Origin of the sequence: Dokdonia ponticola (assembly GCF_042653865.1) — a bacterium.
GTDB classification, from domain to species: Bacteria; Bacteroidota; Bacteroidia; order Flavobacteriales; family Flavobacteriaceae; genus Dokdonia; species Dokdonia ponticola.
In genome coordinates this window covers 147081-166561 of the sequence record NZ_JBHSFV010000004.1, presented here as the reverse complement: position 1 = coordinate 166561, position 19481 = coordinate 147081, and the positions used below count along the sequence as shown (strand labels likewise).

The window sequence follows — 19481 nt, the reverse complement described above, 5'->3', positions numbered from 1 at the left end:
TACATATAAGAATATGAAACATCTTGGCATTAAGTTATCACTATTTCTTATCTATTTTGTATTTGCGGCACTATTAAATAGTGTAGGAATTCTTGTGGAACGATCGCAAGAAGTCTATGGGGTAGCTAAGAAGGCTGCTGCTATTTTGGAGCCTTTTAAAGATCTTTCAATTGCATTTATATCTTTTTTAATAGGCTCTTTCTTGCCTAAGCTAGGGTATAAAAAAGGAATGCTTATAAGTCTTGCACTTGTTTTTATTGGATGTGTAAGCATGTATTTCGCAAATACTTTTTGGGCTGTAAAAACACTTTTTGCCCTTACAGGAATGAGTTTTGCCGTGGTTAAAGTTTCCGTATACGCACTTATTGGCTATGTGACAGATGGTAAAGATGATCATAGTAAATTGATGAGTCTTATAGAGACTGTATTTATGATAGGGATCATTTTTATGTATGTTGTTTTTCCCTTGTTTTATAGCGATACAGATCCTAATGCTTGGTTACAGGGATATTTATTAATGGCAGTAATTATAGCGGTAGCTTTTTGCATCATCTTATTTTCAAAATTTGATATTCAAGTAGGGCAAAACGATAGAACTATAGGTCAAGATTTCTCAGCCATGTTTGCGTTATTTAAAAAACCAATGATATGGATATTTGCAACGTTTGCGTTTTTTTATGTAATGACGGAGCAAGGGATTATGACTTGGTTGCCAACTTTTAATAAAGAAACACTTCATATAGACGCGAAACTCGCCACACAGGTATCTGTCTTATTAATGATTTCATTTGCGCTAGGAAGATTTATTACAGGCATTATTGTGAAAAAAGTAAAGTGGATTTATATTGCATTTACAGGAGTAGTCCTAGCAGCAGTTCTAGTACTAGTAGTTTTACCCTTAGCTAAAAATGTAAGCGTAACTCAAATAAGTACAATTGCCGATTTACCCTTGGTCTCTTTTTTATTTCCATTAATAGGGTTATTTCTTGCGCCTTTATACCCATTAGTGAACTCTAGAGTTTTATCAAGTGTTGATAAAAGTGATCATAGTTCATTAGCCGGTATGTTAACTTTCTTTTCTGCGACGGGAGGCGTAGTTGGTTCACTAGTCATAGGATTTATGTTTGATAAATTTGGAGGCGATAAGGTATTTTACCTTTCATTAATTCCACTTTCAATTATTTTTATAAGTCTCTTCAGACTTAATCGCTTAACTCGATAATAATCTAGTTAATTATTGTATGAACTTCAAGGGTAATATAGAAAACACACTTCAGCAGTTATTAACACAAGAAGATACCGATGGTGATAAAAAAATCACCATAGAAGATAAAGGCTCTAAAGCCTTTAAAATTATATTAGAAAATGGAGATTTCTATACGATAAAAGGAACCTATCACCTCTCCAATTTTCTACAAGAACTCGCTTTAGAAAAAGCATTAGGAAAAACAGAAGCGAGTATTCCGTTGTCCAAAATAGAAGAAGCCCCAACAGCGCGTATTTCCAGAATGATCAAAGACTATTTCTGGAATGATTTGACGCGTACATTAGATGCCGAAGGATTTCGTAAAAGCCTTGGAGATGATAAAGCAGAAGACACCACACAACGGTTATATGTCCCTGCAACAGATCAAGAGGGCATTAGCTATTACCAAGGTTTGCAACAACAATTCCCTCAACTTGATGTCGTCGTTCTTCCAAAAGAAATCACCCCGGAATATGTGAAGTCTATTAATGAAAAACCAGGAGTATTAGCTCTAGCCTTACAAGACGGAAAAGGCGTCCCTTTTGTCGTGCCTGGCGGTCGATTTAATGAAATGTATGGTTGGGATAGCTATTTTGAAGGTATAGGTTTAATCCTTGATGGTCGTATTGATTTAGCAAAAGCCATGGTCGATAATTTTTGTTATCAGATTACCCACTATGGCAAAATCCTAAATGCCAATCGATCGTATTACCTCACACGCACGCAACCTCCTTTTCTAAGTTCGTTTATTCGTGAAGTCTATGAAGCCGATCCTTCTGTAGGAAAAGAATGGCTGGAACATGTACTAAAAGTTGCCATCCAAGAATATGAAACCGTTTGGATGCAAGCACCACGCCATACAGAAAACGGCTTAAATAGATATTATGCGCAAGGGATAGGCATCCCTCCAGAAACCGAAGAAGGGCATTTTGAGGAGGTGTTATCCGCTTTCAAGGAGCAAAGTGACGCAGAAGTTTATGCTGAGCAAAGTCGAAGTACGAAAATGCACTCAGAAACAAAAAAAGAATTTATAAGAAAATACCAATCTGGCGAAATCAAAGCCCCAAAACTAGATACCTATTTTACCCATGATCGAAGCTTGCGCGAAAGCGGTCACGACACCTCTTGGCGCCTCGATAATGTATGTGCAGATCTTAATGTAGTAGATCTAAATAGTTTGTTATATAAGTATGAAATTGATTTTGGTTACCTCATAGATACGTATTTCAAAGGGGAATTTGAAGAGTGTCACGGTGCATATTGGTTTGCAAAAGCACAAGAAAGAGCTCAGCGTATGCATGCCCTGATGTGGAATGAAGAACGCAGACAATATTTTGACTACAATTTTAAGTCAAACAAACAAACGTATTTTGAAAGTGCTTCCAATTATATGCCGCTTTGGGCAGGACTTGTCGATGCTACCAATGCAAAGAAAATGTTGCACCCCTTATTGCAAGAACTCAAAGAAAAAGGAGGAATTGCAGGAAGCTCTAGGAAAATGAACGACCAAGTTCCAGAAGGAGCCGTGCAACGACAATGGGATTACCCTAATGGCTGGGCACCACACCAAATGATGATTTGGCGCGGACTTAAAAACTATGGATTTGAAGAAGAAATGCAAGGACTTATATACAGATGGCTATGGATGATTACCAAAAATGCTGTCGATTATAATGGAACTATTCCCGAAAAATATGACGTAGCCGCCTGCACGCACAAAGTGTATGCAGAGTATGGTAATGTAGGAACTGAGTTTGATTACATCACCACGAGCGGTTTTGGATGGATGAATGCCTCCTACCAATATGGATTGTCACTTTTAACATCAGACCTAAGAAATAAACTAGATCTATTAATTGATCCAGACCTATTGTTTTAGTAGCTTTGACTTATCACTTAACGAATAGTAAACACAAGTAGTATACGTGGAAAACATAGAAAATATAGGGGTGTTTTGTGTGGGAGAAACACTCATTGATTTTATAGGGCATCAAGAGGAAGTCTCTATAGAAGATACTAAAGACTACCACCGCTATCTGGGAGGATCTCCCACAAATGTGGCGATGAATATGGCTCGATTAGGAGTCAATGTATATCTCGCAAGCACTATAGGAGAAGATGGTTTTGGTACCTACGTGCTAGATAAGTTAAAAGAGAATAAAGTAAAAACGACTTATGTGCGTCAGGATGCGATACATCCTACCTCAGTGATTTTTGTGTCTAAAACCACAGGCACTCCAGATTTTATCCCTTTCAGGAAGGCAGATACCATGATTACTGAAAATCAGATCCCTACAGAGGTGTTGGAGAAAACAAAGATTTTTCACACCACTGCTTTTGCGCTCAGTAAGAATCCGTCGCGTAATACGATTTTAGCTAAAGCAGCAGAGGCACATGACCTCGGAGTTACCTTGAGTATTGATATCAATTATTCTTCCCGTATATGGCCCGATCGATTAAAAGCGATGGAGACTATAAAAAAATATTGCCAGTACGATCCGCTAGTAAAAATCAGTGAAGATGATATAGAACGTCTTTTTGAGCAGCGCCTTTCCCATGAAGAAATCTTTACATTTTTTCACGACCACCTTAATGTAAGCACTGTATGTTTGACATTGGGGAGTAAAGGAGTTACGCTTTCGCGAAAGCATAAAACACCCATTACCCTTCCCGCTGAAAAAGTAGAAAATATTATGGATGCTACCGGAGCGGGTGACGCCTTTTGGAGCGGTTTTTTGTTTGCCCATTTAAAAGAACTTCCAGTGGAACGATGCCTGAAAATTGCATTAACACTAGCAGCTATCAAATTACAAAATGTAGGAAGACTCCCTCAAAATATGGATGTCCTTTCAGAACTCTTGAGAATAACCTAACTCCTCTTAATTATGCATTTACAAGGTGGTAGAATTCCTTATTTTTGCAAGCCAATGACCAACTATGAAAAAGCACAATAATAAACGACGCGAAGCACTCGTATACCATGCAAAACCGCAGCCTGGTAAAATTGCAGTGGTTCCTACAAAAAAATATGCGACCCAAAGAGATTTGGCACTAGCATACTCGCCTGGGGTTGCAGAACCTTGTTTAGAAATTGCAAAAGATGTAGAAAATGTATATAAATACACCGCAAAAGGTAACTTAGTTGCTGTGATTTCAAACGGAACGGCAGTATTAGGGCTAGGCGATATAGGAGCAGAAGCGTCTAAGCCTGTTATGGAAGGTAAAGGTTTATTGTTTAAAATATTTGCAGGCATAGATGTATTTGATATTGAAGTAGGTACCAAAGATGTAGATGCCTTTGTAGAAACGGTAAAAAATATAGCACCCACTTTTGGAGGTATTAACTTAGAAGATATTGCAGCGCCAGAAGCTTTTGAGATAGAACGAAGACTCAAAGAAGAGTTAGATATTCCCGTTATGCACGACGATCAACACGGGACTGCGATCATCTCTGCAGCGGCATTACTCAATGCTCTTGAAATTGCAGAAAAGAAAATAGAAGACGTACATGTAGTGGTGTCTGGAGCCGGAAGCGCAGCCATTTCTTGTATGAACCTCTATCAGTTACTAGGCGTAAAGTTGTCTAATGTTGTGATGTTTGATAGTGAAGGGGTGTTGCATAAAGAGCGTAAAGATTTAAGCCCAGAGCAAGTGAAATTTGCAACAAAAAGGCATTATAAAAATCTAGCAGAAGCAATGAAAAATGCAGATGTGTTTCTAGGGTTATCTGTAGGGAATATCGTTGATGCGGCCATGCTGCAATCTATGAATAAAAAGCCTATTGTTTTTGCCATGGCAAATCCAACACCAGAAATAGATTACAATACGGCCATTGCATCTCGAGAAGACATTATTATGGCTACAGGGCGCTCAGACCACCCTAATCAAGTGAATAATGTGCTAGGATTTCCTTTTATCTTTAGAGGGGCTCTTGATGTGCGTGCCACGAGTATAAATGAAGAAATGAAAATGGCTGCTGTAAAGGCATTAGCACAATTAGCTAAAGAGCCTGTTCCGGAGCAAGTGAATATTGCCTACGGAGAGACGCGACTCACTTTTGGAAAAGATTATATCATTCCTAAGCCATTTGATCCAAGGTTAATCACCACCATACCACCTGCCGTAGCACAAGCCGCTATGGATAGCGGGGTTGCCTTACGCCCAATCACTGATTGGCAGCGGTATGAAGGCGAATTACTAGACAGACTCGGGTCCGATAATAAAATTGTTCGATTACTATTAGACAGAGCACGCCTTGATCCAAAACGTATTGTTTTTGCAGAGTCAGATGATTTGGATGTATTAAAAGCTGCACAGATTGTACATGATGAAGGCATCGCAATTCCTGTATTATTAGGAAATAGAGAAGTGATTCAGGAGTTGAAAGAAGAAATTGATTTTGATGCAGATGTTGAGATCATAGATCCAAAATCTGAAGAAGAACTTGCGCAGGTAAATAAATATGCAGCGCTGTATTGGAAATCTCGCAAGCGTAAAGGAATTACACTTTTTGATGCCAAAAAACTAATGAGGCAGCGCAATTATTTTGCTGCGATGATGGTGAGTGAGGGAGACGCAGATGGAATGCTTTCTGGTCACAGTAGGAGTTATCCGTCTGTTGTAAAACCTTTGTTGGAAGTAATAGGGCCTGCAAAAGGAGTACAGAAAGTAGCCGCTTGTAACCTTATGGTTACTTCCCGTGGTCCTTTATTTTTGGCAGACACTTCTATAAACATAGAGCCAACAGCCATAGAACTTGCCAAAATCGCCCAAATGACAGCGACTGCGGTAAAAATGTTTGGGCTAGAACCTGTTGTTGCCATGGTGAGCTATGCAAATTTTGGTTCCTCTAGTAATGCAAAAGCAACAAAAGTCGGGGAGGCAGTAGCCTATTTACATAGGCATTATCCAGACCTTATTGTAGATGGGGAAGTACAAGCAGATTTTGCCCTAAATAAGGATATGCTTGAGAGTAAATTTCCATTTTCAAAGCTAGCGGGTAGAAAAGTAAATACGTTAGTGTTTTCAAATATTGATAGCGCAAACATTACTTATAAAATGGTTAAGGAGTTAGAGAAAGCAGATAATATCGGTCCCATTATGCTTGGAATGCGCAAACCAGTGCATGTTTTGCAACTAGGTGCTAGTGTAGATGAAATAGTGAGTATGGCTGCTATTGCGGTGATAGATGCTCAAAAGAAAGAAAAACACGGTATGTAATGGTATGATTTTTTATACGCTTTCGCGAAAGCGTATACTTAGAGAATCTATTAATAATTAATCATTACACCTCGGTAAAGATATTTTCTTACATTTACGGGCTTAACATTAGAAAGAAGATGATTACTCATGTAAGAGGTAGGCTTGTCGAAAAAAACCCAACCTATGTGGTCGTAGACTGCAATGGTGTGGGGTATTTTATAAATATTTCTCTTCACACATTTTCTGCGCTTCCCAAAGAGGAATCTATCTCTATATTTACACACCTCCAAGTAAAAGAAGATAGCCATACATTATTTGGTTTTATGGATCTTATGGAGCGTGAAATATTTAGATTATTAATCTCTGTCTCTGGAATTGGATCTAGCACGGCTAGAACGATGCTATCTTCATTGCATCCAGATCAAATAAAACAGGCGATTGCCTCTGGAGATGTAGCTACTATACAGGGAATCAAAGGTATAGGTGTAAAAACAGCACAGCGCGTTATCTTAGATTTAAAAGATAAAATTTTAAAAGTGTTTGATTTAGATGTCAATTCTGCCATTCAAAGCAATACACAGAAAGAAGAAGCGTTATCAGCATTAGAAACATTAGGTTTTGCAAGAAAACAATCTGAAAAAGTTTGCATGCAAATTCTCAAAGAAAAGCCGGATGCAAGTGTAGAGACTATTATAAAGGAAGCATTAAAAAAATTATAAAACCATTTTGGGGACAAAATATTACTTAAAATCACGTACGTTTTTATTCGCTTTAATGAGTTTGTTCTTTCTAGGAACTTTTTCGTTAATAGCACAAGAAGAAGAGCAAACGACACCGCAGGATTCAACACAAACCACATTTTCTTTTGGGAATTTATCACTGCCTAACCCTGGTAGTATAGTTTCAAAATACACCTATGACCCCAAAACAGATCGATATGTGTATACACAACAACTAGGATCTTTTGATATTAATTACCCACTTATTTTAACTCCTGAAGAATATTTTCGTCGTCTCAGAAATGAGCAGATGAAAGAGTACTTCAATGAAAAAGTAGCAGCATTAGACGGACGTACAGAAGAGGGGAAAGATGCTCAAAAAAGTCTGATTCCTACATTATACGTTAAGTCGGGACTCTTTGAAACCATTTTTGGAGGAGACAAGATAGAGTTTACACCTCAAGGATCTGTAGAGATGGACTTAGGCGTTTTATTCACCAAACAAGATAATCCAGCCTTTTCACCACGTAATAGAAGCAATCTTACCTTTGATTTTGATCAACGTATTAGTTTAAGTTTATTAGGGAAAGTAGGAGAGCGCCTGCAAATAACTGCAAACTATGACACAGAATCCACCTTTGATTTTCAAAATCAAATAAAATTAGAATACACCCCTACTGAAGATGATATCATTCAAAAAATTGAAGTAGGTAATGTGGCTATGCCTCTTAACAGTTCGTTGATACAAGGATCTCAGAGTTTATTTGGAGTAAAAACAGAATTGCAGTTTGGAAAAACGAGCGTTACAGCCGTGTTTGCAGAAAACAGATCACAACCTCGTACGGTAACCTCAGAAGGAGGAGCCACCGTTCAAGACTTTGAAGTGGCGGCTTTAGATTATGACGAGAACAGACACTTTTTCTTAGCGCATTACTTTAGAGATATTTATGATGAGTCGTTAAGAAATTATCCATTTATAAACAATAACATCCAAATTACACGTCTAGAAGTTTGGATAACCAATAGACAAAATTTAACACAGGATGCGCGTAACATTGTAGCGATTCAAGATATAGGAGAAGCAGATCCAACCAATATAGGATTGGATTTCCCTCCTTCTGGATTTATTAATAATCCAGCATCTGCATTTCCAGATAACAGAAATAATGATTTTAACCCTCGAGGGATTACAGATCCTGGGGTGCAATCTGTACTTACGAATGCAATTAGAGATGTAGCTACCGTACAACAAGGATTTGGCGGAGTGCAAGTAAGTGACGGCGTGGATTACGTATTGTTAGAAAATGCACGTAAACTGCAGCCTAATCAATATACATTATATCCGCAATTAGGATATATCTCATTAAGTCAGCGATTAAACAATGATGAGGTGCTTGGGGTTGCTTTCCAATACACGGTAGGAGGTCAGGTATTTCAGGTGGGAGAATTTGCAAATGATGGGGTAGAAGCAACCAATGGAAGTCGTCCAGATGATGATGCCGATGGCATTCCAGATATCGCCGATGCAAATAGTCCTGTAACGAGACCTGATCAAGATAATGATGGTATTGCAGATGATGCTGATGCCGATGTAAATGGTGATGGTATTCTGAATGGACAAGATGCCGATGGAAACGGAATCCTAGATAGTGTAATTCCAGCAGGTCAAGTGGGAAGCCCACAAAACTTGGTGGTTAAAATGCTTAAGAGTAATTTAACCAATGTACAAGAGCCTGTTTGGGATTTGATGATGAAAAATATCTATCCTTTAGGAGCTTTTGGATTAGAACAAGAAGGTTTTCGTATGAATATTGTGTACGCAGATCCTTCTCCTTTAAACTTTATAACACCAGAACCAGGAGCTGCTGCCCCTAGGTTGTTTAATGGTGTTACTGATCCTGGTGAAACAGGAAGTAATGCAGATCGAGGACCTTTAGATTCAAATACGCTATTACAAATATTTAACTTAGATCGATTAACTACTTTTGGAGACCCGCAAGTAGGGGGAGATGGTTTCTTTGATTTTGTTCCTGGTACAACGGTGCATGTACAAAATGGAAGTATTGTGTTTACTACTGTAGAGCCTTTTGGAGAGCATTTATTTAATTTACTCCGAATAGATGATTCTGAGGTGTATGATGATGGTATAGGGAACTCAGACAACGAATTAAATACGTTTAACCCGCATCAGCAGGAGTATGTGTATCGAACACTTTATAAATCTACAAAAACCATAGCGCGTGATAATGCAGAAAAAAATAAATTCTTTTTAAAAGGTCGTTATAAATCTACGCAAGAGCAAGGAATTCCTCTAGGTGCTTTTAATGTCCCTCAAGGATCTGTAACAGTTACTGCGGGAGGTAGAGTATTGGTGGAAGGGTTGGATTATACCGTAAACTACCAATTAGGACGTGTTATTATCTTAGATAAATCTTTAGAAGCTTCGGGAATTCCAATTTCTGCTTCCGTAGAGAATAATGCTGTTTTTGGACAACAAAATAAACGTTTTACGGGGCTTAATATAGAGCATCGTTTTAGCGATGATTTTATCATAGGAGGTACGTTCTTAAATCTGAATGAACGACCATTAACACAAAAAGCAACCTATAGCTTTGAGCCTATAAATAATACCATATTGGGGATCAATGCGAGCTATTCTACAGAAGTTCCTTTCTTAACACGACTCGTGAATAAATTACCCAACATTGATACTGATGCACCTTCTAATTTCTCTATACGAGGAGAAGCGGCCTTTTTATCACCTGGGCAACCCAAAGGAACCGATTTTAATGGCGAAGCTACTTCATACATAGAAGATTTTGAGGCTTCTCAGACGTCTATTGATGTTAGTAGTCCTTTGCAATGGTTTTTATCATCTACACCTGTTGGTTTTGGGGGAGAACTCCCTAATAATGATCTCTCGGTAGGTTTTAGAAGAGCAAAATTAGCATGGTATACGATTGATCCTGTATTCTATAATTCACAACGACCTGATGGGATTTCTGAGACAGACTTATCCCTGCCAGAAACACGTCGTGTTTTTAGGGATGAAATTTTTCCACAACAAGATATCGTTGCGGGGCAGCCTCAAGCACTGTTTACACTCGATTTAGCGTATTTCCCAGACGAAAGAGGACCTTATAATTTTAGTGTAGATGCACAAGATGGACAATTAACGAGTCCAGAGCAAAATTTTGGAGGGATCATGCGTCAGATTACCTCTACCGATTTTGAACAAGCCAATGTTGAGTTTGTTGAGTTCTGGCTATTAGATCCGTTTTTTGCCAATAATGACACGACCAATCCAGGAGGTAAATTAACTATTAACTTAGGAAGTATTTCAGAAGATATTCTTAAAGACGGTCGTAAACAATACGAAAACGGACTTCCTGAAGTTGCGTTTCCAGAAATGGGATTTGATGATGCAACTACGTCAACCAACTGGGGAAAAGTGCCCACCAATCAATCATTAGTGTATGCTTTTGATACAGATGGAGTTGCTCGTAATAATCAAGATATTGGGTATGATGGGTTAAATGATGCAGAAGAAGGAAATATGTATCCTGGTTTTGCGGGGCTTCCAGATCCTGCTGGAGATAATTATGATTATTTCTTGAATGCTCAAGGGAATGTTATTGAGCGATACAAAAGCTTTAATAACTTGCAAGGAAATTCACCCGTTGAGGTAACACAAACAAACAGGGGATCTACTACATTTCCAGATATAGAAGATGTGAATCGCGATAATACTATGAACACCATAGATGCGTATTATGAGTATGAATTAGACATCAATCCAGGATCACTTAATATAGAAACCAATGAGTTCGTTACAGATGTCCGTGAACTTACGGTAACAACACAAGACGGATCTTCGTTACCTACGCGTTGGATACAGTTTAGAGTTCCTATTAATCAGGCAACAAGTGTGGTTGGAGGAATTTCTGATTTTAGAGCGATACGTTTTATGCGTATGTATATGAGCGATTGGCAAAATGATGTAGTGTTGCGATTTGGAACCTTAGATTTAGTGCGAGGAGATTTTAGAAGATATTTATTGACGCTAGATCCAGATGAACCTACTAATGATAATGATAACACTTTATTTGAGGTAGCAGCTGTAAATATAGAAGCCAATGAAACGCGTTCTCCAGTGCCTTACAACTTACCGCCAGGAGTACAAAGAGAGCGATTAAATAATAACAACAATAATATTCGTCAAAACGAGCAATCGCTTTCAATTCGCGTAAACAATCTGGAAGAACAAGATGCAAGAGGGGTGTATAAGTTCTATAACCTAGACATGAGGCAGTATAAAAACTTGCGTATGTTTATGCATGCGGAAGCCTTGGTTGAAGATGGGAGTGATGGTCTAAATAATGATAATATTGTTGGTTTTGTACGTATGGGTACAGACCTTAATAGTAACTTCTATCAAATAGAATTAGGATTAGAACCTACTCCTTTTGGTGTGTCTCAAGTAGATAGAGAGGCTATATGGCCTGCTGTTAATGAAATGAATTTAGATTTGCAGTTACTGCAAACAATCAAAGCAAAATTAATTGCAGGCGATGTAGAAGATGATCCTGATGCGATTACCTATTTTGACCAAAATGGAGATCGTATATTAAATCCTGAACAGACATGTTATGTGCCTGGTGAATTACGTATAGGAGTTAAAGGACTTCCTAGTTTTGGGGATATCAGAACCATGTTGTTAGGAGTTAAAAACGGAAACCCAAGAACAAGTATTGATGTAGGATGCTCTCCAGGAGAGATCGGTGGTGAAGTGTGGTTTAATGAATTACGCCTGTCAGATTTAAGTAATGAAGGAGGATGGGCTGCTGTAGTAAATGCAGATGGTAATATCGCTGATTTTGCTACCGTCTCTGCTACAGGTAGACAAAGCACTGTAGGGTTTGGAAGTATAGAACAAGGACCTGCAGAGCGAAGTCTAGAAGATGTTTTTCAATATGATGTAGTGACCAATGTAAATGTTGGACAATTATTACCTAAAAAATGGGGAATCCAACTGCCATTTAACTATGCCATTGGAGAAGAAATAATCACCCCAAAATTTGATCCCCAATTTTTAGATTTAGAGCTAGAAGATCGATTAGATAATGCAGCAACTGATGAAGAGCGAAATGATATAGAAGGAGCTGCTATAGATTATACAAGGAGAAAAAGTATTAACTTTATTGGGGTTCGTAAAGAGCGGACAGGTGATAAAAAACCAATGCCTTATGATGTAGAAAACTTAACATTTTCATACTCCTATAGCCAAATAGATCATAAAGATTTTGAGATTGAGCAATCAAGAGACCAAAATGTGCGATTAGGAGGTACTTATAATTTTGATTTTCAAAATAAACCATTAGAGCCATTCAAGAAGAATGATTCTCTCTTTACAGGAAAGTACTGGAAGTTCCTAAAAGATTTCAACTTTAATTATTTGCCGTCTAATGTATCTGTAAGTTCTAATATTGTTAGACAATACAATGAGCAAAAATTTAGAGATCTTGTGGGGAATGAAGATGATATCAGTATTCCTAGGCTTTTTCAACGAAATTACCTCTTTGATTGGCAATACAGTGTGAATTTCCCAATTACGAATAGCCTCAGAGTAAATTATGACGCAAGCCATAATCGGATTGTTCGTAATTATTTGGATAATGATGGTAATCCCGACTTTTTAGATGAAAATGGTGATGAAATAGAAGGCTTTGGTGTGTATAATGGTTTCTTTGATATTGGTCAGCCCAATACGCATTTTGGAACACTACAGTTAAACTATGACGTTCCTTTTGATAAATTCCCATTCCTAGAATGGATTTCTAATACCACCTACTCATATACGGCTAGTTATACTTGGCAAAGAGGATCGCAACAATTTCAAACCTTAGACGGTATTCCGGATTTAGGAAACTCTGTAGAAAACAGAAATACACATGCGATTAATAGTACACTAGAAATGGATAAGCTTTACAGATACATAGGGCTTACCAAGAAAACAAAAGGAGGAAGGAGTACAAAAGATAGATTAGGGAATTTACCTTCTCCAGAAGATGAAAAAGATTCAAAAGGTGGAGGGTCTCTTACAAATAGAAACTCAAATTCAAGCTCATTAAGTGGTGGTGACAAAGCTCTTAACACAGGTATTGGCTTATTAACAGCTTTAAAGAGAGTGCAGATTAATTATCAAGAAGATAACGGTATTTTCTTGCCAGGATATTTACCTTCTATAGGTTTTTCAGGAAGTTTACGACCTACTCCAGGCTTTATTTTTGGAAGTCAAGCAGAAGTGAGGGAATTGGCAGCGCGTAATGGATGGTTGACTTTATATGATCAATTTAACCAACAATATAGAGAGGTTGAAAGTAGAAACTTAGGAATACAAGCGCGTATAGGATTGTTGAAGGACTTAGATATCGATCTTAACTTCAATCGTATTTTTCAAGAAAATTATGCTGAAAATTACCGAGTAGATTCACAAACATTGCAATACGAATCCCTGACGGGAAACAATTTTGGAAACTTTAATATTTCAACGATTCTTATTGGAACTGCTTTTAATAAGAACACGTCAGATTTCTCAGAAACGTTTAACACATTTAGAGCAAATCGTATTGAAGTAGCAGATCGCTTAGCGACCAAATTTTATGGGACATCAGAATTTGAAAGAGATGAAAATGGATTTCCTGAAGGATTTGGGCGTACCAACCAATCCGTATTATTACCTGCCTTTTTAGCTGCATATACGGGTCGTGATGTTTCCAAAACCAAAACAGGTCCTTTTAGAGATATTCCACTACCTAACTGGAATCTTAAGTACACAGGGTTAATGCGTCTTAAATGGTTTAAGGATCGATTTAAGAGATTCTCTATGCAGCACGGGTATACTTCTGGTTATACTATTAATCAGTTTAATACCAACCTTGCATTTAATAGAGATACAGATTCAAATCCAGAAACAGCTCAAATAGATCAGGCAGGAAACTTTTTAAATCCTACCTTGTATGGAAGTGTAACTCTTACTGAGCAATTTACCCCCTTACTTCGTTTGGATTTTGAAATGAAGAATTCTATTAAAATCTTAGCAGAAGTAAAGCGAGATAGAGCCTTAGGGTTGAGTTTTGATAACAATATCCTTACCGAAATAAAAGGTGATGAATATGTACTAGGATTAGGATACCGTATTAAAGATTTAACTTTTGTCACTAATTTTGGAGGCAGAAGAAAAGTGCTAAAAAGTGACTTAAATTTCAAAGCAGATCTTTCCTTACGACGTAATGAAACCATCATTAGATATCTTGATATAGACAACAGTCAGACAACAGCAGGGCAAGATATTTATGGGCTGCAGTTTACGGTAGATTATGCGTTGAGTAAAAATTTAACGGCACTATTCTTTTATGATCATACATTCTCTACATTTGCAATATCAACAGCATTTCCTCAGACAACAATTAGATCAGGATTTACATTGCGATATAATTTTGGAAACTAGAAAATAGTAGGAAGCGTTTTTGGTTCGCTTTCGCGAAAGCATAAATTACATAAACCTAATAACAAACTAATGAGCATACCAGCAGAATTAAAGTACACAAAAGACCATGAGTGGGTAAGTATTGAAGGAGATATAGCCACTGTAGGGATCACACATTTTGCCCAAGGAGAACTGGGAGATATTGTATATGTAGAAGTAGAAACAGTAGATGAGTCTCTTGATAAAGATGAGGTATTTGGAACTGTGGAAGCCGTAAAAACGGTATCCGATCTTTTTCTTCCATTAACAGGTGAGATCATAGCTTTTAATGAAGCACTAGAGGATGATCCAGAATTGGTAAATAAAGATCCTTATGGTGAAGGCTGGATGATCAAATTGAAGATAGCAGACACCTCTGAAATAGCTGATCTATTAGACTCAGAGCAGTATGCATCTGAAATCGGAGCATAAAATTATATTTATAATTGCTGTTTTTTACACAATAGCACTTACAGCAGGATCCTTAATGCGTCCAATACATATTATTGATGATCCTATGTCAAATATAGATAAGCTCCTGCATGCAGGAGCTTATTTTGGTTTAACAGCCTTATGGATTTTTTGGGTGCTTTTTAAGCGGTCTAGCAAAACGAAAACCACCTCTTCAAAAAAGCTATGGCAGATAGTTATAGGAATTTGCTTTATGGCTGTACTGTATGGTGTTTTGATGGAAGTTTTGCAAGGAACACTTACATCCTATAGAACCCCTGATACATGGGATATTTTGGCAAATACAGCAGGAAGTGTTCTTGCATTAATAGCTTGTCTAGTGTATGTTAACAAATCCAAGATGCTAAAATCAAACTTTTAGTTTTATTTTAGGATTATATTTCGTTATTTTAGCTTCTTTAATACTCACAATTTATGGAAAACAAGAAAAATCCAAAAGCCGACCTTAGCAAACGCAGTTTACTGTTTTTGCAAATAGGCCTTGTCGCTGTCCTTCTAGCTAGCTATGTTATGATAGAATGGAAGACTTACGACAAAAGCGATATTAATCTAGCACAGTTAAGTGCAGACGACGATGATGAAGAAATTCCAATCGTAGATCTTTCTACACCACCACCGCCACCACCACCGCCACCGCCACCAGCGCCAGAAATTATAGAAGTGGTAGAAGATGAGGAAGAAATAGAAGAAACAATCATAGAGTCTACTGAGACTTCACAAGACGAAGAAATCGTTGAAGTAGAAGAGGTAGAAGTCGTGGAGGAAGAAGAAGAAATTGCAGATGTACCATTTGCAGTTATTGAAAATGTTCCAATTTTTCCTGGTTGTGAGGGAGAAAAAAACAATGCAGCCCGTAAGGCCTGTATGAGTGAAAAAGTAAGTAAGCTTGTAAATAAAAAATTCAACACAGAACTAGGATCTGACTTAGGTCTAAGCGGTGTTAACAGGATTTTTGTAAGTTTCAAGATTGATAAAAACGGAAACATTGTAAACATTCGTTCAAGAGCACCACACCCAAGGTTAGAAGAAGAAGCAAAACGAGTTATTAAATTGCTTCCTAAAATGACACCTGGTAAACAAAGAGGTAAGCCAGTAGGAGTATTATATTCACTTCCAATTACATTTAAAGTAGAGGATTAATTTCTTTTCTTATATAAAATCAGAAATCCCGATGGCGTAAGCTCTCGGGATTTCTTTTTGGTATGCTTGTTGATTTGCTTTAAAAATTGTTTAACATTTTAAAATCAAATCTTATGAAAAATTCACAAGAAAGTAAGGACGTTCGCCAAAACGCTACTTACACAAAATCACGCAAGCATGAAGCAAATTTACGAAGAAATCCCACATTACACTTTCAGATAGGACTCATCCTATCATTATTTGTCGCTATTCTCTTTATCGAAATGCGAATGCCCACCAAAGCATTAAAGGGTCCCTCAGAGGGGGAGCCGTTAGAAGATGTGGTTTGGGATCAAATATTTGACGTCGAGCAGGTGCAGGTAGAAAAGATCACTCAGAAACAACCCCCGAAGTCTCAAGTACAGCAACTGGATAAGCTTACTGAAGTAGATGATAATACGAAAGATATTATTGAAACTATTATAGAGTCTACAGAAGTAGATCAAGATAAAATGATATCAGATAATGTGTTAGAAACTACAGAAGTGGTAAAAGAAGAGGAGGATATAGTGGTAACGATAAATACTGTGCAGTATGTGCCAATTTTTCCTGGATGTGAAGGGTTAAATAGCAATCAAGAGCGCAAGGATTGTATGAGTAGTAAAATTTCTAAAATCGTTAATAAAAAATTTAATACGGGCTTAGGTAATAAACTAGGGCTTACAGGAGTTAATAGAATCTTTGTTCAATTCACTATTAATGATCAAGGTGTTGTTTCTGATATGAAAGCGAGAGGACCGCATATAGCTTTAGAAAACGAAGCAAAACGTGTTGTAGATTTAATTCCAAATATGACACCAGGGAGACAGGGTGATAAGGCAGTAGGCGTAATTTATAGCTTGCCTATTACTTTTATGATAGAAGATTAAACTACTGTATTACCATAAAATAAAACCTGTTGCGATATCGCAACGGGTTTTTGTATTTAAAATTCCTATCTTTCGCTTATTAATGCATCATACCTACCACATGCACAAATACATTACCCTTCTTGTTAGTTTTTTGATCACCGCAGCTTTGCAAGCGCAAATCAATCCTACACCCAATGATTTTGAGAAATATCCTATATTCCCAGGGTGTGAGACAACTCCTATTTCGGAAATTCCCAATTGTTTCAATACAAAATTCATTCAGTTTTTTATTGAAAAATTTGAAATGCCCTCTAGAGTTAATGAAGAGCAATACAAAGGGCAGATGGTGATTCTTTTTGAGGTTACTTCAAAAGGAGATTTTAAACTCCTAAATACAGAAGCTGTATATGCAGAACTTAAAGATGAAACGCAAAAAGTATTTGATCAATTGCCTGAAATACAACCTGCCACGTATGATGGAGAGCCTGTGTACATTCAGTTTTCTATGCCTGTAAAAATTCCGCTTTCGCGAAATAAAATAGGCAACTTCACATCTTCTGAAGAAAATACGGTCGCAAACACCAAAAAAGAGAACGCACTTGAAGCGCATGCTGTTTCCAAAGAATTAGAAGAAATTCAAAGTAAAGACTTTGATAGAAAAGTACAGTTTGAGAGTCAGTTGAATATTCCATTTTCTCATGAGGTGTATTCGCGTTTTGATAAAGCATTAAACCAAGTGGGGGTTAATACGCATACTGCAAGTCGTCCTTTTTTATATGATGTGGTGAATGGATATCACAATTTTGACTCTATTGTAAGCACTTTGCAGCTTGATAAGAAAAGCTGGTTTGGGCGAAAGTTTTTTAACGAACACATGATTCGTTTTCAGGGAGACGGTTATTGGTTTACTATAAATCCTGGAGCAGATCTCGCACTAGGCACTGAAACTGATGATCGTAAAGTAGAAAATATCACCTACAATAATACACGATCCGTATTTATTCAAGGCGGAATCGGAAAGAAATTTAGTTTTTATACCGCCTTATTTGAAAGTCAAGGTCGTTTTGCTCAATATTTTAATGACTATGCAAGATCCCTTCGTCCAGATGGAGGAAACCCAGCAGTGATTCCAGGGAGAGGAATTGCATCTGAAGGCAGAGGTGGTGACTTTGATTATCCCGTAGCCGAAGGATACATATCCTACACACCTAATACATATTTTAATTTTCAAGCAGGAACAGGACAGCAGTTTATAGGAGATGGATACCGCTCTTTGTTATTAAGTGATGTGTCTTCCAACGTTCCTTTCTTTAAAATTAATACCACTCTTTGGAGGTTGAAGTATACCAATACGTGGTCATCTGTAAAAGATGTTAGACCTGGAGTAACCGCCGATGGTGCTTTTACTTCTAAATTTATGGTCAATCATTATTTGAGCTATAACGTAAATAATAAATTAAATATAGGCTTGTTTGAATCTGTCATCTCAGCAAGTGAGGATAATGGTGGCTTTGATGCAAGTTTATTAAATCCAATTATTTTTCTTAGAAATGTAGAATTTCAAAGAGGTTCGCGAGGAGGAAATGCCCTTATTGGGTTAACAGGAAAATATAAATTCAACAATCATATTAACGTGTACGGGCAACTTGTGATTGATGAGTTGCGTCTGTCAGAATTGACAAGTGGCAATAAGAACTATAGAAATAAACACGGAATTCAGGTAGGAATAAAATATTACGATGCGTTTAAAGTGTCTAATCTTACCCTTCAAGCAGAATACAATCAGGTACGACCTTATACGTTTGCAAACAATGATCCGCTGCTTAGTTATACAAATACCAATCAGCCGCTGGCGCATCCATATGGTGCCAACTTCAGAGAGTTTATAGCCATTGCACGCTATCGAACAGATAGGTGGTATGGAAATGCTCGTATTATCTATGGACAACGTGGTTTTGAAGACGATATTAATGATGTGTTTTTTGGAGGGAATATTCTTTTTGGGAGTGAAGACAATAGACCAAGCGATAATGGTATTGAGCTATTACAGGGGAATCGTGTCAACTCTCTTTACGCAGATTTAGAAGTGGGATATCTAATCAATCCTGTAACTAATCTTAAAGCGTTCATTAACCCTATTTATAGGAACTTCAGTGCAGAGATGCAAACAGATACGGTTTTTGATACAAGTACACTTTGGTTAAATATAGGATTCCGTACAGATCTGTTTAATTGGTATTTTGATAACTAGATCGCTGTTTTCATAGTGATTTTTTGAGAATCCG

The 19481-nt window shown here is 37.4% G+C and carries 11 protein-coding genes; all 11 read left to right on the top strand.

Annotated elements, in window-relative coordinates; translation table 11 throughout:
* Positions 1-13: 13 nt before the first annotated feature.
* Entirely contained in the window at positions 14-1222 is a 1209-nt protein-coding gene (locus ACFO3O_RS08760; RefSeq protein WP_379978221.1) for an MFS transporter, read from the top strand.
* Between the two features lie 19 nt (positions 1223-1241).
* On the top strand, positions 1242-3125 hold the full coding sequence (locus ACFO3O_RS08755; protein WP_379978220.1) for a trehalase family glycosidase: 1884 nt from the start codon (positions 1242-1244) through the stop codon (positions 3123-3125).
* Positions 3126-3171: 46 nt separating this feature from the next.
* On the top strand, positions 3172-4119 hold the full coding sequence (locus ACFO3O_RS08750; RefSeq protein ID WP_379978219.1) for a carbohydrate kinase family protein: 948 nt from the start codon (positions 3172-3174) through the stop codon (positions 4117-4119).
* A 64-nt stretch (positions 4120-4183) separates the two neighbouring features.
* Positions 4184-6466, top strand: a complete 2283-nt coding sequence (locus tag ACFO3O_RS08745) for an NADP-dependent malic enzyme (RefSeq protein WP_379978218.1) — start codon at positions 4184-4186, stop codon at positions 6464-6466.
* Positions 6467-6585: 119 nt separating this feature from the next.
* Complete coding sequence (ruvA, locus tag ACFO3O_RS08740; protein ID WP_379978217.1) at positions 6586-7167, top strand: Holliday junction branch migration protein RuvA; 582 nt, start codon at positions 6586-6588, stop codon at positions 7165-7167.
* A 55-nt stretch (positions 7168-7222) separates the two neighbouring features.
* Entirely contained in the window at positions 7223-14677 is a 7455-nt protein-coding gene (gene sov, locus ACFO3O_RS08735; RefSeq protein WP_379978334.1) for a T9SS outer membrane translocon Sov/SprA, read from the top strand.
* 69 nt (positions 14678-14746) lie between these two features.
* Entirely contained in the window at positions 14747-15127 is a 381-nt protein-coding gene (gene gcvH, locus ACFO3O_RS08730; RefSeq protein ID WP_379978216.1) for a glycine cleavage system protein GcvH, read from the top strand.
* Positions 15105-15527, top strand: coding sequence for a VanZ family protein (locus tag ACFO3O_RS08725; RefSeq protein WP_379978215.1), 423 nt, complete (start codon positions 15105-15107; stop codon positions 15525-15527). Before gcvH ends, ACFO3O_RS08725 begins: the two co-directional genes overlap by 23 nt.
* A gap of 53 nt (positions 15528-15580) precedes the next feature.
* Positions 15581-16306: an energy transducer TonB gene (locus ACFO3O_RS08720; protein ID WP_379978214.1), complete on the top strand. Its 726-nt coding sequence runs from the start codon at positions 15581-15583 to the stop codon at positions 16304-16306.
* Between the two features lie 113 nt (positions 16307-16419).
* Entirely contained in the window at positions 16420-17214 is a 795-nt protein-coding gene (locus ACFO3O_RS08715) for an energy transducer TonB (protein ID WP_379978213.1), read from the top strand.
* 100 nt (positions 17215-17314) lie between these two features.
* A complete protein-coding gene (locus tag ACFO3O_RS08710; protein WP_379978212.1) occupies positions 17315-19447 on the top strand; it encodes a gliding motility protein RemB in 2133 nt (710 codons plus the stop codon).
* The last annotated feature ends 34 nt before the right edge of the window (positions 19448-19481 follow it).

What these genes read in the sequence shown, in the direction of transcription:
- gcvH (WP_379978216.1), top strand. Translation starts at nt 14,747, where the DNA reads ATGAGCATACCAGCAGAATTAAAGTACACAAAAGACCATGAGTGGGTA.
- ACFO3O_RS08710 (WP_379978212.1), top strand. Translation starts at nt 17,315, where the DNA reads ATGCACAAATACATTACCCTTCTTGTTAGTTTTTTGATCACCGCAGCT.
- ACFO3O_RS08745 (WP_379978218.1), top strand. Translation starts at nt 4,184, where the DNA reads ATGAAAAAGCACAATAATAAACGACGCGAAGCACTCGTATACCATGCA.
- ACFO3O_RS08760 (WP_379978221.1), top strand. Translation starts at nt 14, where the DNA reads ATGAAACATCTTGGCATTAAGTTATCACTATTTCTTATCTATTTTGTA.
- ACFO3O_RS08725 (WP_379978215.1), top strand. Translation starts at nt 15,105, where the DNA reads ATGCATCTGAAATCGGAGCATAAAATTATATTTATAATTGCTGTTTTT.
- ruvA (WP_379978217.1), top strand. Translation starts at nt 6,586, where the DNA reads ATGATTACTCATGTAAGAGGTAGGCTTGTCGAAAAAAACCCAACCTAT.
- ACFO3O_RS08720 (WP_379978214.1), top strand. Translation starts at nt 15,581, where the DNA reads ATGGAAAACAAGAAAAATCCAAAAGCCGACCTTAGCAAACGCAGTTTA.
- ACFO3O_RS08715 (WP_379978213.1), top strand. Translation starts at nt 16,420, where the DNA reads ATGAAAAATTCACAAGAAAGTAAGGACGTTCGCCAAAACGCTACTTAC.
- sov (WP_379978334.1), top strand. Translation starts at nt 7,223, where the DNA reads ATGAGTTTGTTCTTTCTAGGAACTTTTTCGTTAATAGCACAAGAAGAA.
- ACFO3O_RS08755 (WP_379978220.1), top strand. Translation starts at nt 1,242, where the DNA reads ATGAACTTCAAGGGTAATATAGAAAACACACTTCAGCAGTTATTAACA.